Genomic DNA, 14,611 nt, shown 5'->3' on the forward strand with positions numbered 1-14,611 from the left:
GTCAGCGTCGTTGCGCCAGCCATTGCAGCAGATCGTCCACAGCCATCGGACGGGCGTACAGATAGCCCTGTACATTCTTGCAGCCGTTATCGAGCAGCCACTGCGCCTGCTCTTTGGTTTCCACTCCCTCGGCAATTATGTCGAGATTGAAGCTTTCTCCCAGTTGGATAATTGTCTTGGCGATTGCGGCGGCGCCATTGTCTGTGGTGACCTTGTCGATGAACGACTTGTCAATCTTCAGCCGGTCTACGGCAAGGCGGCTCAAGTAGGACAAGGAAGAAAAGCCGGTGCCGAAGTCGTCAATGGCGACAGCGACCCCGATTTCCCTTAATCGCTCCAACTTATCGCGCACCAGCGAGAAGTTGTGCATGACCGTAGATTCTGTAATTTCGACTTCGATTTGCTGCGGTCGGATGCCCACTTCTTCCGCACTGCGGATCAATGTATCCACCATGTCGTCCTGCTCGAACTGTATAACGGAGTAATTCACGCCGATACGCATATCGCGATAACCGGCGTCCTGCAGTCTGTGGCAGGCGGCGCAGCCCTGCGTAAGAATCTGTTGGCCGAGGGGCAGGATCAAACCGGAAGTCTCCGCCAGAGAAATGAACTGATCTGGTCGGATATTCGTCCCGTCCTCCATGCGCCAGCGCGCCAGCACTTCGACGCCAGTGACCTGTTGGGTTTCCAGGTTCGCCTGTGGCTGCAGAACGGCAAAAATGCTTTGTTGGGTCAATGCGTCCTGTAAAGCCTGCAAAAGATGAAAGCGGCTCGCGGCGGCGGCTTCGGTCTCCGGGTCATACCTGCTGTGCTGACGTATGCCGCGCTTTTTCGCCTGTTTCAAGGCGATGCCCGCGCGGGTTATGACTTCCGGCGGGGAACTGTCCGGATGATTCAGCGGGTAGATCACCGAGCTGATATTGAGCAGCTTCAAGCTTTTCTCACTGGCGGAGAAACCATTGAACAGACCTTCCAACATATCTGAGGAGACATCGCTGACCCGTCCCAACACGGCGAACAGGTCATCTTTGACCCGTGATACTTGCACGGTTGCATTGAAGGCTTCCTTGAGCCGGCTCGACACTAACTTCAGCACCGAGTCGCCATAGCGTGCGCCCAGCACCGAGTTGATGCTGGCGAAGCCGTCTATATCCACCAGCATCAGCTGGTACAGGTTTCTGTCGGAGCGGGACAGAATCTGGCTCAGTCTTCGCAGCAGCGCATTGCGGTTGGGGATACGCAACGTGTCGTCCTCATACGCCAGACGTTCCAGGCGGCTAAACAGGGAGACGTTTTGCAGGCCATTGGCGATGTTCAGGCTGAATACGCGGATCAACTCCTGCTCGGTGGAGTCAAGTGGGTGGCCCGTTTCGATGTAGGCGGCGTAATCGGCGGCGCCGATGGGGTCGAGGAAAAAAAGGCAGGTGTAGTCTTTTTCATGAATGGATTTGCGCCCCTGCAGACAGCGGTGCAAGTGCTCGCGTACATTAGGCGCCTCGAACTCCATCAGGGTTTTGCCCACACAGTTCGAGTAAATACCTGCAGCGCCTATGATGTAGCACTCCCGGTTTTCAGGTTTGGAAGTGGTGTAGGCTTTGGCGCATACCAGCCCGTCGGGAGGCAGCCCTAAAAGTTTGGCCAGCTCCGCCAACATGCGTGCGGAGAACTCCTGCAGGCTTCTGGCGGAGTAAACGGAGTCGCTGGATTCGGCGATTAACTGCAAGCCCCGTTTCGCACGCGCGATTTCCCTAATCTGGATGTAGGAACGCGCGCAACCGGTTAGTACGGTTTGCAGGCGGGAGTCGGTCAGCTCAGATTTAGTCCAGTAATCATTGATGTCGTACTCCTTCATCACGTCCAGCATCGGCGCCATCCCGGGCTGGCCGGTCAGCAGCACCAGGCGGATTTCCGCGTTGCCGAGCACCTCACGAATCGCGCGCACCAGTCGCAGGCCGGCGTCGTCGGTTTCCATGACAACATCCACCAGCGCAATAGCGATATCGGCGTGTTCAGAAAGCAGTTTGGAGGCTTCAGCGTAGCTGTATGCGCGTAGCAGCTGGAGGGGACGATCCAGTATTTTCAGGCCTGAGAGCGCGAATTCAGTAGAGCGTTGGTAATTGAAATCGTCATCGACAGTGAGCACTTTCCAAGCTTCGTGCGTGGCATGTTCCGGCAAGTCCGGCTCATCCTGCACAAAGCTGATGACGTCGTCATCCATCGGCGTGGTTTCCATAATTTCCTTCCGTTCAGAATACCCTTGTCAACCTGCCTCCGACCTTGTCAACGTTTGGCTGGAAGGCGTGTCGTTCAAGGACGCACGCGATGAACAGCCTTGAAGAAAACGGATAATTTGAAGATAGAAGCGAGGCGTTCCACTGTCAATAAAGGATATGTCTGCTTATTATAATTTTGTCAACGCGTCTTATATTCATATTCTTTGCTGCGTATCCTGATTACGTTATTACTCTCTCTGGATGAACGCATGATTACTCTCTATCAGTTCCCTATTTCCCATTTCTGCGAGAAAGCGCGATGGGCGCTGGACTACAAAGGGCTGGACTATAGGGTGAAGAACCTGATGCCCGGCGCGCACATCCGCGTTATTAAGAAGCTGGCGGAGAAGTCGACGGTTCCTGTGATGAAGCATGACGGAAAAGTGGTGCAGGGCTCTGCGCAAATCATTAACTATCTCGATGGGCTGACTTCAGACAAGCCATTGACGCCGGTGGAGCCGGGAGCCAGATCCGCCGCCTTGGAATGGGAAAAATATCTGGACAGAGAAATTGGCGTACCTATTCGCTGTTATTGTTATCACTACCTGCTAGAAAGGCCGGATCAGGTGATTCCCATGCTGGCGCACCGCGGCCCCTGGTATGGTAAATGGGTGCTGCGCCTTGGCTTTGGCAAGTTAAGCAAGATCATGCGCAAGCATATGCGCATCAACGACGAGACCGCGGCGGACTCTTTGCGCAGGATTCAGGCTGCGCTAACCCGCATCAACGAGCGAGTGGGAAGCGGCGGCTATCTGGTGGGAGGCTATTTCACCCGTGCGGATTTGACCGCAGCGGCGTTGTTGACGCCGTTTCTGCAACCGGATGCGTTCGATATCCCCTGGCCCCAGAACCCTCCGCAGGCGCTGACGCAATCGGTGCAGGATCTGCAGCCGCAATTACGATGGGCGCGGGAAATCTACGCCCGTTATCGCTGACGTCTCAGCTGGAGGCGCCCGGGTTCTCCAGGCGCAGCTTCAGGCTTTGCAGCCCTTCTTCATACATGGGCGCCAGTAGTCTTTCCAGCAGCAGGCCAATGTAGCGGTTGAACAGGTTGAGGCCGTGTTCTGTATCGAAGCCCCAGGTGACTCTCACGCCATCGTCGACGGGCTGCAGGCGGTAAAACGCGGAGGCCTGGCCGTTGTCGCCGAAGTCCAGCGTCACTTGAATTTCCTCGTCCTCTTTGACTGCGACGATCTCCTGATAACCCTGGCCTACTTTGGGGTCGTCGCTACGCCAGCTCATTTTTGCGCCCACGCCGCTCTCCGGCCCTGAATACTGATATTTGGCGTTCGGGTCCAGTTTGGCTCAGGGCGACCAGTCGTTAAAGTGGCGATAACTGTTAAGAAAGTTGAAGACCTGCCGTTGCGGGGCATTGATCAGGATACTGCGTTCGACATACGTCGAGTCTGGCAGGAAAAAGCCGGCGACGACCGCCAGAACGACGAGGGCGAGCAGTATCTGCGCGGTGGATTTAAGCGCTTTTTTCATGGGCTTTTCTCAGTGTATTTGTCGTTTTTCGAGAGCGGCGGGATACGCCCATTGCAATGTAGCCTCAGGCGCACGCTTTGCCAAGATGGTTGTGACGGTGGGGGGCGACAGATGGATAAACATCCCGATTTTCATTCAGTTAAGGTTCACGTTAGCCGGTTTATCTTAACAATCGTGATCGACAAACCTGCGAGGAATTAAGAATGAAAAAATTACCCATGTTGTTATTGACCCTGGGGCTGGCGATAGCCGGCGCGTCCACCTCGGCGCTGGCTCACGATGGGGGCCGTCATGACGGCAAGCGCTATGACAATGATCATAAACACAGTCACCATAAACACGGTCATCATGACAAGCGACATCATCGCGGCGGGCGTCATAAACATCATCATCGCCACCACCGCCATCATCGTTATTACAGACACCATGACGGGCGCAGATGGGATAAACGTTACAGCTACTATAACCATCGCCGTTACGACGACGGCATTGTTGTCGTCTTCCCCATCAAGTAAGTCTTGCTGTATGGCGATGGGCGCCCGGAGAGGCAGCGACGACGCTGACTCCGGGACGTTCCAGGCGCATCGGCCCTCTTTACGGGAGCCGCTCAACTGAACGCCAGCATCTTGACCGCGGCGATCGCCGCCATTGCCCGTATCAGCCATTTGAACTGATTGAGGTTCAACTTTCTCAATAGCCAATATCCGACCAGAGAACCGATGAGAAGCCCTGGCAGTCCAGCGAGGCTGCGCAAGGCGATGTCCTGGTTTAGAAATCCCGCCGCGATCAGCAACGGAACCTTGGCGCTGTTCAGGATCATGAACGCCCACGCCCGGGTGCCTACATACGCCTCTTTAGATAAACGCTGTTCCATCAAATACAGGCTGAGCAGCGGGCCGGCGGCGTTCGCCGTCATTGTGACGAATCCGGACAACAATCCCATCGCCTGGGTGGACGCCGGGTGACGCAGCAGGGCGGAGGGCCGATAATCCAGCCACAGGCCCAGCGCCAGAATCAGTACGATCATGACGCCCAGAAGCAAGGTGAACTGCTGCGGGTTAATGGCCGACAATAGCCCAATACCGAGTCCGATGCCGATAAACGCCAGCGGCAGCAAGCGCATAATAATTGGCCAGGATGCATGTCGACCGTAGCTTTTGACCGCCAGGATGTCCGTCACGATGTACATGGGAATGAGAATTCCCAGCGCCTCGGGGCCAGGATAAGCAATGGCGATAATGGGCAGAATGAGCAGCCCCATGCCGCCAATAGAGAATTTTGAGAAGCCGGTGATGAAGCCGGCGGCGAGAATACAGAAGAATGCGGTATCAAAGTCCATACAACCCTCTCAGATCTTGACGGGCCAAGCTTACTCCGATATATGAACGTAAAATAACGATATAAATCGCTTGAGTTGATCGATCATCTCGATTGTTCTGCGCTGGCGGGAGAATGAACATGACCAACGAGCAATTGCGCGCATTTGTAGCAGTGGTGGAACATGGCGGATTTCGCGCCGCCGCAGCGGCTGTGTTCAAAACCCAGTCCACGGTGAGTGCGGCGGTGGCGGCTTTGGAGCAGATGTTCGATCTGCAGTTATTCAACCGAGAGTCATATCGCCCGACGCTCACCACTGAGGGCAAGGCGTTTTATCGGGAGGCCAAGGCGCTGCTGTCCAAAGCCCATGACCTGGAAATGCTAGGACATCGTCTGGCTCAGGGAAAAGCGCCGGAGTTGTCCATTTCCCTCAGCGCGATGTGCGCCCATCTGCCGGGGCTGGACACCTTGAAGGCGTTCGCCAGGAGTCACCCGGAAATGCGCCTGCAGCTGCATACGGAACATTTGTCCGGGGTGTTGGAGCAATTGCTGCTGGAAAAGGCGGAAGTGGCGATTGGACCGCAAGTCGGCCTGGATGACCGCTACGAGTTCACTGAGGTGGCGCGGGTCACCCAGATCACCGTGGCGGCGCCTGAGTTTGTCGAAGCGGGAGCGGACGGAGTGGTGAGGCATGCGCAGTTACGCAACCGGCCGCATATTCTGATCGCCGATAGCGGCTCGCTGGCGCCATTCGACCACGTCAATGTCATTCCCGGCGGGCATCGCTGGTATGTGAATGATTTCTTAATGAAGAAGGGATTGCTGCTTTCAGGCATGGGCTGGGCGCGAATTCCTTTACATATGGTGGATGCCGAGCTGGAGCGGGGAGAGCTGACGTTTTTACGGGTGGAGAACTTTCCTTCCCGCAGTCAGGTTCCCATTTATCTGATTCGCCTGCGCAATCAACTGTTGTCCCCATTGGCGCAGGAGTTCTGGGATGAAATGTTGGGCGCTTCGCTTTGACATTACCTCTACTCTGTCCAATAGTTATCAATTAACTGAGGCCGCTCCGTATTGGATGGCGCTTTGGGGCGGCTGTTAATAAAGAGGCGCATGGATGCGCCTGCGCGGCTAGCCGCGGGAGACAGGGGCTGACCTGCGCAGGCCCTCTCGTTGTAGATAAATAGAAGGAAGCTATTTGTCTGCCTGATTAATAACAATAAAGGCCCATCCATGTTTTTCTGCTTGGGATAAGCAAGAACGCCATGAAAGATACGTGCGTATACATCATCGAAGATGACCAGATGCAGGCGGATCTGTTGTCGGCCATTCTTGAATCTTACGGCTATCAGTCCAAGTCTTATGGCAACCCCAAGGCGTTTTTGTCTGAGTTCCATAACGATCATCACTGCGTGATTCTGTCTGACATCATGATGCCGGACATGACGGGGCTGGACTTGCTGAACAGAATGTCAGAAACAGGCTACCTGCCGCCGCTGATACTGATGACCGCCTACTCCACCGTACCTGTGGTGAAAGAGGCTTTGCAGGGCGGCGCTTTCGATTTTCTGCTTAAACCTATCAGCATCACTGACGTTGGGCCATTGCTGGAAAAGGCCGTCGCGCACGAGAAACTACATCGCGAGCGTTACATGAGGCGTCTTGATATCCAGCGCAGCATCGAGCAGTTGACCGCCCGCGAGAAGCAGATATACGAACTGCTGTTACAAGGACTCAGCACCAAGGAGATGGAAGCCAAGCTATTCATCAGTCCCCGCACCATTGAAACGCATTGCCGCAATGTACTCGCCAAGTTTGACGTCTCCTCCATCAAAGATCTGCTGGTCAAAGTGCTGCCGCTGACAGCTGAAGAGAACGGCGTCGGGTAACTGGGCTCGCCATACCTCCGGCTGGACTCTTGTTTTAGGTAATACTACTGAGAACCCCGCTGATATTTCAGTAAGCGTACGAATCCTTTTGTTCAGGCAAAGTGCGTATTCTGAGCACTTAAAGTTCAGGAGGGGTTATGTCAGCACACTCAGTTGTTTCATTGGTGGCGGTCGCAGCACCGCAAGACGAGCTGGAATGCGCTAAAGTCAGGATCGCTGAGTTGGAGCAAAGTCTCGCCAGTGTGAATCAGATGGCGATGGGGCTGTTGCGATCCAACAGCTTTCTGGGCGGCATGATCGAATTCTTCGAACGCTGTTCGGAGACGCGCGATCCCTCTGAAATCGGGCAGGCCATGGAAAGCGCGCTGAGCGGATATCAGCTGCCTTACGTATTCATTCTCAACCTGCCGGAGCAACATTATGTGTTCGGCGGAAAAAACTACGTTACCAACCTGCAGTTCGACGTCATCACCACGCTGACGTTGCAGCGTGATCGTATTGTGAATTTCGATCAGTACACGCTGGTGAACTTTCCTTACTTCTCTATCTGTCTGACCATGACACAAGCGCAGACGGAAGCGCATCTGGACGACCTCACTCGTCTGGCGCAAGTGGCGAACTTTGTGCTGTCGAATTTAGTACGGGAGACTCAGGAAAAAATGGTGCGTCAAGGCATCATGCAGCGGGCGGTGAGGCGTACGGAAACGTTGCTGGACAACATTATGAAGATGGTGCGGGACTGCGGCGCGCATTCCATCCAGAGTTTTTCGGACCTGAAGTGGACGATTCAAAGCTCCATCATGGGGCTGGATCTGGACACTGAGTCGGAACAGAGCATCTTCAACATTGTCGATCAGTTGATGGAGCAGTTTGAAAATCAACAGGCTTCCACGCGGATTATCGAAAACTACATCCTTTCGGTGAAAGAAAACCTGGCCCAGCTCAATGCTCATGGCGCTGGAGAAACGAAATGAACGCAGAAAGAATTATGGATTTTGAGGAGGGAGACTTCGCGGCTGACGTCGTCAGAAACAAGTTTCTGGAGCATCTCGCCGACAGTATGTCTCTGATCAGTTCCAGTGGCTCCCGTCTGGATTGCGCCACGCTGATGGAAACCTCTCGCATGATTGCAATGATGCGGGATATCGCCTGCGGCATTGTGGCGACGGCGGAAAGTCAGGGGTTGCCCACTATCGCGGAATGCGCGTTGGAGCTGCAGCGCTGGTGCCGACTGGCTCTGCATAACGAAGATCTGGAGTTGATGCGCTGCCTCACCCCACAGATCAAGGCGGCGGGACATGAGCTCGGCCGCGAGGCGGAAAGGCTGTGCGTCAACAAAAAATGGAAAGCCAGCAGAAGAGATTAACCCTTTCGCCGCGGCGTTCGCGCTGCGGCTATTCCCTGTCTATACTCCCTAGCATTCATTTCTATTTCTGCGTCCGGGCAGTTATTTTCCTGGCCCGGACACGAACCTGAAGCGATAGTTCAGTAGTTTGCGACTCGGGGAGTCTATGAAGGTTTGTCCCATTTGCAGTACGGATTTTCCCCAGGGCGATTACTGTCCCGCCGATGGGGCCACATTGGTGGATAAGCAGCGTCGCGATCCGCTTATCGGCAAAATGCTGAAGGACATGTATCGCATCGAATCCCGTCTGGCGGAAGGCGGCATGAGTCTCGTCTATGTGGCGCGCCAGTTGTCGCTGGACCGTCTGGTGGTGGTAAAACTGCTGCGGGCGGGCATGGACGACCATGACTTCATTCAGCTGTTTTTCCGTGAAGCGCGCATCGCCAGTCAACTGAATCACCCCAACGTCATGCATGTGATCGACTTCGGCAACACCGACGATGGCATGATGTATCTGGTGGTGGAATACCTGCGTGGAGAAAATCTGTCCGATCTGGTGGAGAAGCGCAGCGGACTGCCTCTGGAGAACGTAGTCTGGCTGATGGAGCAAATTGGCGCAGGCCTGCAGGCGGCGCACCAGATGAACATCGTGCACCGTGACCTGAAGCCCGGCAATATCATTGTGGCGCGAGTATCCGGCGACCACTCTGTCGCCAAGTTACTGGATTTCGGCATTAGCAAGCCGCTGGGGGAGGGGGATCTCAAATACACCCGCCTGGGCATGGTGATGGGCACTCCGGGTTATCTGGCGCCGGAGCAGATCGAAGGCGTGCGCAACATTGACCGACGCGCCGATCTGTATGCGTTGGGCGCGATTCTCTATTACTGCATTACAGGCGAGCGCCCCTACACTGGCGAAAGCCCTCAGGACATCATGAACCGGCAATGCGCGGGGCCGCCGCCGGCGCTGCGGGAAAATCGCTTGACCGACGCCCGCAATAAAGCGCTGGAGCCGGTAATTCTGAAAGCCATGGCGTTGCGCGCGGACGAACGCTATCCAGACGCACAGGCGATGATCAGGGACATTCAGGGCCGCGCTCACGCCGCTATCGCAGAATATTCCAAGGCGATGGAAATGGCTCCGCCGAACCCGGACGTCTATCAGTTTGTGTTCTATGGCGAAATCCGGGGTGATGAAGACTTGCAAGAAACCCAGGAGAAGCTTAAAGCGGCGCTGGGTATGAGCGATGCTGCCTGCGCCAAGTTGTTCAGCGGTAAACGGGTGGTGGTGAAAAAGCATCTCAGTCTGGGCAAAGCCAAAAAGTATGATGAAGCTTTTCAGGCCGCCGGCGCCCTGGGCCAGATTGAAGAAATGGATACGGCGACCCGCATTGATCCTGGTCATAGCGTAGATGAACGTTCAATGAGTCAGCCAATCGTAGTGGCGGCTTCCACCCTGGCTGAGCCCATGCATCTTGGATCGCAGCCGCCGCCGTTCGGTGTGCAGGGGTATACTCACCCCGTGGCGCCGGTACTGGACGATGAGGGCGACACCACCATTGCGCCTCAGGGAACGCCGCCTTTACCCGCCGCGGCAATGAAGCCGGAGTCCGCCGGCAGACGCTCCAGGTTGGGGCTGTGGGGCGCACTGGCCATCCTGTTGCTGTTGATCGGCGTCGGCTACGCCGTTCCGGTAGTGCGTTACAGCGTTTTTGACTGGGGGGCGGAACTGGCGGGCTGGCAGGCGCCTCGCGGCGTCAGTGAAGAGCGCGTGGCCCTGGGAATGAGCGCGGCGTTCAGCGGCGGCGCCAGAGAGCTGGGGCGGGCCATGCAGTTGGGCGTCGACCTGCGCATCCGGGAGATCAATGAGCAGGGCGGCATTCACGGACGCTATATAGAACTGCGTGCGCTGGACGATGGCTATGAGCCTGTGGCGGCGCGTCAGAACGCAGAAAGATTCATCCAGCCGGATGGCGTATTCGCGATGCTGGGGAATGTGGGTACTCCCACTGCGGAAGCGATTCTGCCCGTAGCCTTGCAGGACCGCACGATTGTGTTCGGAACCTTTTCCGGCGCGGCGTTGTTGCGCAAAAGTCCTCCAGAGCGCTATGTCTTCAACTACCGCGCCAGTTACGAAGATGAGACCAGCGCGTTAATCCGTTATTTCGTGGAAGAGAAAGAGGTCGATCCGAGGATGATCGCCGTGTTTTACCAGGACGATGGTTATGGTCAGGACGGTCTGAAGGGCGTGGAGGATGCCCTGTCCGACTATGGCGTGCGCCCGCATGAGATCGCTAAATTCAGCTACCAGCGCAATACGGCGCAAATTGAAGGCGCCGCCCAGGGAATGCTGGGGCGGTTGAGTGATATTCAGGCGGTTGTCGCCATCAGCACCTATACCGCCAGTGCGCGAATCACCAAGCGCTTGCGGCAGGCGGGCTTCACCGGACCTTTCGCCAATGTGTCCTTCGTCGGCGCCAGGGCTTTGGCTGAGCAGTTCAAAGAACTGGGCGCGGAATACGGAGAGGGCGTTATCGTGTCCCAGGTGGCGCCGCCCTATGATTCCTACGCCACGGGCGTATTGCGCTATCGGGAAGCATTGAGTCGCTTCTATCCCAACGAGCAACCGGATTTTATCTCATTGGAAGGCTATATAGTGGCGACCCTGTTTTTCCATGCGTTGGAGCAGGCGGGTCGCCATTTTGATACGGAGTCGCTAGTGAACACCCTTGAGTCCTTTGACGGTGTGGACTTGGGCATTGGGGAAACCATCACTTTCCGCGCCTCCAATCATCAGGGCAGTCATCGGGTTTGGGGAACCCAGTTGAATCGCGATGGAGCGTTTGAGGCGATCAGGCTCAGCAAGAAAGAAACGCTGTAGCCTGACCATTCCGACATCATCTCCGCGGCGTCCGATGCGGCTGGATGAAGGATGCGCCAGACCGCGCCGCGCGCTGTGGACTCAGCATGAGGCGAAGCGAAATGAGCGGCGTGACAGCGAAATCTCTACTGGTCGCCATGGGGCTGTATTGCAGTCTGTGCGCGACCTCCGCGACGGCGGTGGAAGTTCAGCAAAACCAGTTGTACGAAGGCGGAACCCTGATTGAGTCCGGCTCACTGGGCCTGTCGTTTAAGATTCCTGACGGCTGGCAGGGCGCCTGGCCGGCGGGATCGGAACTCTTTGTACTGGAGTCCCAGGCGCTGAAAGCCAATATCTTCGTGTATATCGACCAGTCCGGCGAGCAGGCGCTGATGCAACAGATGGCGCAACCGGTTCCATTGGACGCTTCCGTTATCCTTTACCCGAAAAGCGCGCCGCAAAAACGCAATGGTCGTCTGACGGCGGATTACAGCATCGGCAATTTGCCCAACATGGAAGGCCGCATCAGCGCTGTCACTGGCAAAGGCTCCACCTCCGTGGCGTTGATTGCGGTCGCGGATCAGAGCACTGCCGCGCAGGTCTGGAAAGTGGCGGAGACCGTGGCCTCCTCGGTAAAATTCTCCGCGCCGAAACCTCTGGCGCAAGGCGGGGGCGACGGCGGCTGGAGCGCCTACATGCGAGGGCGCCATATCGTGCGCTATTACACCGGCTCCGGTTATCACGAAGAAGAGCACATCTGGTTATGCAGCAATGGCGAGTTCTATCGCTCCGGCGCCAGTGGGGGCTATGGCGGCGGCGCCAGCGGCGCCACAGGCAGTCAGGGCTCCGGCAGATGGGAGGCGCAGGGCTCGATGAACGCTCAGGGCCGACTAATTCTGCAATACGGCCCCGGCTACAGCATGCAGGGCAGCACGCCGGGCTTTGACTGGAATGAATCCGGCCCAGGGGGAGAACGCGTCACCTTCACGCTGGCGCTGACCAATAACAAGCTGTATTTGGATGGAACCCAGTGGCTGCGGGACGGCAATAATCGCTGTCAGTGAGAGGCGGTCAGTAAAGGAGGCTAGTAAAAGTAAGCGAGAGCGACATCGTCGCTCTCTGTGCGGTGCGTGGAAAACTCAGTCTGACCAGCGCAGCACCACTTTGCCGGAACGGCCGCTGCGCATGGCTTCGAAGCCTTGTTCGTAGTCGGCGTATTCGAAGTGGTGAGTGATGATGGGTTCAATGTCCAGTCCCGCCTCCAGCATCGCCAGCATCTTGTACCAGGTCTCGAACATTTCACGGCCGTAGATGCCTTTGACTTGCAGCGCCTTGAGCACGATTTTGCTGAGATCCAGCTCCGCCGGCTTGGACGGCAGGCCCAGCAGGGAAATGCGTCCGCCCATCATCATCACATCCAGCATATCGTTGAGGGCGGAAGGAATGCCGCTCATTTCCAGGCCCACATCGAAGCCTTCCTTCATTTTCAGTCGTCCCATGACGTCGCGCAGAGATTCCCGTTGCGCGTTCACCGGCTCCACATCCGCGACCTTGGCCGCCAGCTCCAGGCGGTAGTCATTGATGTCGGTGATCACCACTTTGTGGGCGCCGGCGAATCTCGCTACGGCGGCGGCCATGATGCCGATAGGGCCCGCGCCGGTGATGAGCACGTCTTCTCCCACCAGGTCATAAGCCAGGGCCGCATGTACGGCGTTGCCCAGCGGGTCCAGGATCGCGCCAAGCTCCAGACTCACTGCGTCCGGCAAGGGCACGACGTTGAACGCCGGCAGGCAGAGGTACTCGGCGAAAGCGCCGGGCAGGTTAACGCCGATGCCTTTGGTGTCCGGCGCCAGATGGAAACGTCCTGCGCGGGCGTTGCGGCTGAGCATGCCCACTACGTGACCTTCTCCCGACACGCGCTGTCCGATATGCAGTCCATCCACATGACTGCCGACTTCCACTATTTCACCGCTGTACTCATGACCGGTGGTTAGAGGGACCGGGACGTTGTTGCGCGCCCAGTCGTCCCAGTTGTAAATGTGGATGTCGGTGCCGCAGATCGCGGTGCGCTTGACCTTGATGATCACATCGTTGGGCCCGCATTCGGGAACCGGCTGCTCCTGCAGCCAGAGTCCGGGAGCGGATTGCGCTTTGACCAACGCCTTCATGGTTGACGACTGCATGGTTCAGCCTCCAATAACCCCAAGTTGTTGACCGACGCGGGTAAAGGCGGCCACCGCCTGCTCCAGTTGTTCGCGGGTCAGCGCCGCGTTCATTTGGGTGCGGATTCGCGCCTGGCCTTGCGGCACCACCGGATAGAAGAATCCAGTGACGTATACCCCTTGCTCATACAGCGCTTTCGCGAAGTCCTGCGCCAGCTTGGCGTCTCCCAGCATGACCGGGATGATGGCGTGTTCGCCGGGCAGCAGTTTGAAGCCGGCTTCGCTCAGACTGTTACGGAAAAACGCGGCGTGTTCACGCAGGTTGTCGCGCAGATGGTCGCCGGCGATGGAAATTTCCAGGGCTTTCAGGCTGCCTGCGACGACAGGCGGGGGAAGGGAGTTGGAGAACAGGTAAGGGCGGGCGCGTTGACGGAGCAGTTCGATAATATTGCGGCTCGCTGCAATAAAACCGCCGGCTGCGCCGCCGAGGGCTTTACCCAGCGTGCCGGTAATAATGTCCACTTCCACGCCGTTGTAGGCGGCGCTGCCTTTGCCCTGGGGGCCGATGACGCCGGTGGCGTGACAGTCGTCCACCATCACCAGGGCGTCGTATTTACGCGCAATGGCGACAATATCCTTCAGAGGCGCGATATAGCCGTCCATGGAGAAGACGCCGTCGGTGGCCACCAGAATATTGCGGGCGCCGTCGGCGCGAGCCTGCTTCAGCTGGGTTTCCAGATCATTCAGATCACGGTTGCCGAAACGGTAGCGTTTGGCTTTGCACAGACGGATGCCGTCGATGATGGAGGCATGGTTCAGGGAGTCGGAGACGATAGCGTCTTCGGCGCTCAATAACGGCTCGAACAGGCCACCGTTGGCGTCGAAGCAGGCGGCGAACAGAATGCTGTCCTCCATTCCCAGGAACTCTGCGATTTTGTGCTCCAGCTCTTTGTGCAGCGTTTGCGTGCCGCAGATAAAGCGCACGGAAGCCATGCCAAAACCGTATTTGTCGAGGGCTTCATGGGCCGCTGCGATGACTTCCGGGTTGTCCGCCAAGCCCAGATAATTATTCGCGCAGAGATTGAGAATTTGTTTATCGCCAGCTTCTCCGGCGAGTTTGACGGCGGCCGCTTGTGGAGTGTCGATCACCCGTTCCTTTTTAAACAGGCCGGCTTTTTCAATCTCATCAAGGGTTTGCTGTAATTGTTGTTGGAAAGTCTGGTTCATTGGAATTTTCCCTTATATCGGACGTATTTCCTGTATAGTGGAAAAAAGGT

At 56.7% G+C, this 14,611-nt stretch carries 14 protein-coding genes; 8 read left to right on the top strand and 6 right to left on the bottom strand.

The annotated features are described in order from the left end of the window. Position 1: 1 nt before the first annotated feature. A complete protein-coding gene (locus AC2IBB_RS09095) occupies positions 2-2,233 on the bottom strand; it encodes a putative bifunctional diguanylate cyclase/phosphodiesterase (RefSeq protein ID WP_486332561.1) in 2,232 nt (743 codons plus the stop codon). Between the two features lie 249 nt (positions 2,234-2,482). Here AC2IBB_RS09095 and AC2IBB_RS09100 point away from each other — a divergent pair, with 249 nt between their 5' ends. Beyond that, complete coding sequence (locus AC2IBB_RS09100; protein ID WP_486332562.1) at positions 2,483-3,208, top strand: glutathione S-transferase family protein; 726 nt, start codon at positions 2,483-2,485, stop codon at positions 3,206-3,208. Between the two features lie 4 nt (positions 3,209-3,212). On the opposite strand, the gene AC2IBB_RS09105 is transcribed toward AC2IBB_RS09100, so the two are convergent. Together AC2IBB_RS09105 and AC2IBB_RS09110 are read right to left on the bottom strand one after the other, a co-directional pair. Then, positions 3,213-3,527, bottom strand: coding sequence for an SRPBCC family protein (locus AC2IBB_RS09105; protein WP_486332563.1), 315 nt, complete (start codon positions 3,525-3,527; stop codon positions 3,213-3,215). Positions 3,528-3,578: 51 nt separating this feature from the next. Beyond that, positions 3,579-3,761, bottom strand: coding sequence for a hypothetical protein (locus AC2IBB_RS09110; protein WP_486332564.1), 183 nt, complete (start codon positions 3,759-3,761; stop codon positions 3,579-3,581). A 203-nt stretch (positions 3,762-3,964) separates the two neighbouring features. On the opposite strand from AC2IBB_RS09110, the gene AC2IBB_RS09115 reads away from it, so the two are divergent. Next, a complete protein-coding gene (locus AC2IBB_RS09115; protein WP_486332565.1) occupies positions 3,965-4,276 on the top strand; it encodes a hypothetical protein in 312 nt (103 codons plus the stop codon). 92 nt (positions 4,277-4,368) lie between these two features. On the opposite strand, the gene AC2IBB_RS09120 is transcribed toward AC2IBB_RS09115, so the two are convergent. Continuing rightward, positions 4,369-5,100, bottom strand: a complete 732-nt coding sequence (locus AC2IBB_RS09120) for a sulfite exporter TauE/SafE family protein (protein ID WP_486332566.1) — start codon at positions 5,098-5,100, stop codon at positions 4,369-4,371. 119 nt (positions 5,101-5,219) lie between these two features. Between AC2IBB_RS09120 and AC2IBB_RS09125 the strand changes: the two genes are divergently transcribed. From AC2IBB_RS09125 to AC2IBB_RS09150, 6 genes are all read left to right on the top strand, one after another. Then, positions 5,220-6,101, top strand: coding sequence for a LysR family transcriptional regulator (locus tag AC2IBB_RS09125; protein ID WP_486332567.1), 882 nt, complete (start codon positions 5,220-5,222; stop codon positions 6,099-6,101). A 242-nt stretch (positions 6,102-6,343) separates the two neighbouring features. Continuing rightward, a complete protein-coding gene (locus AC2IBB_RS09130; protein ID WP_486332568.1) occupies positions 6,344-6,967 on the top strand; it encodes a response regulator transcription factor in 624 nt (207 codons plus the stop codon). A 137-nt stretch (positions 6,968-7,104) separates the two neighbouring features. Next, positions 7,105-7,941: a hypothetical protein gene (locus tag AC2IBB_RS09135; protein ID WP_486332569.1), complete on the top strand. Its 837-nt coding sequence runs from the start codon at positions 7,105-7,107 to the stop codon at positions 7,939-7,941. Then, positions 7,938-8,333, top strand: coding sequence for a hypothetical protein (locus AC2IBB_RS09140; protein WP_486332570.1), 396 nt, complete (start codon positions 7,938-7,940; stop codon positions 8,331-8,333). Before AC2IBB_RS09135 ends, AC2IBB_RS09140 begins: the two co-directional genes overlap by 4 nt. A gap of 145 nt (positions 8,334-8,478) precedes the next feature. Beyond that, positions 8,479-11,193, top strand: a complete 2,715-nt coding sequence (locus AC2IBB_RS09145; RefSeq protein ID WP_486332571.1) for an ABC transporter substrate-binding protein — start codon at positions 8,479-8,481, stop codon at positions 11,191-11,193. 101 nt (positions 11,194-11,294) lie between these two features. Further along, positions 11,295-12,236 (top strand): hypothetical protein, encoded by a 942-nt coding sequence (locus tag AC2IBB_RS09150; protein ID WP_486332572.1) that lies wholly within the window; start codon positions 11,295-11,297, stop codon positions 12,234-12,236. A gap of 75 nt (positions 12,237-12,311) precedes the next feature. On the opposite strand, the gene tdh is transcribed toward AC2IBB_RS09150, so the two are convergent. Both tdh and AC2IBB_RS09160 read right to left on the bottom strand, forming a co-directional pair. Continuing rightward, positions 12,312-13,355 (bottom strand): L-threonine 3-dehydrogenase, encoded by a 1,044-nt coding sequence (tdh, locus tag AC2IBB_RS09155; RefSeq protein WP_486332573.1) that lies wholly within the window; start codon positions 13,353-13,355, stop codon positions 12,312-12,314. A gap of 3 nt (positions 13,356-13,358) precedes the next feature. After that, a complete protein-coding gene (locus AC2IBB_RS09160; RefSeq protein WP_486332574.1) occupies positions 13,359-14,561 on the bottom strand; it encodes a glycine C-acetyltransferase in 1,203 nt (400 codons plus the stop codon). Between the last annotated feature and the right edge of the window lie 50 nt (positions 14,562-14,611).

The organism is Hahella sp. NS-SX17 (genome assembly GCF_057367735.1).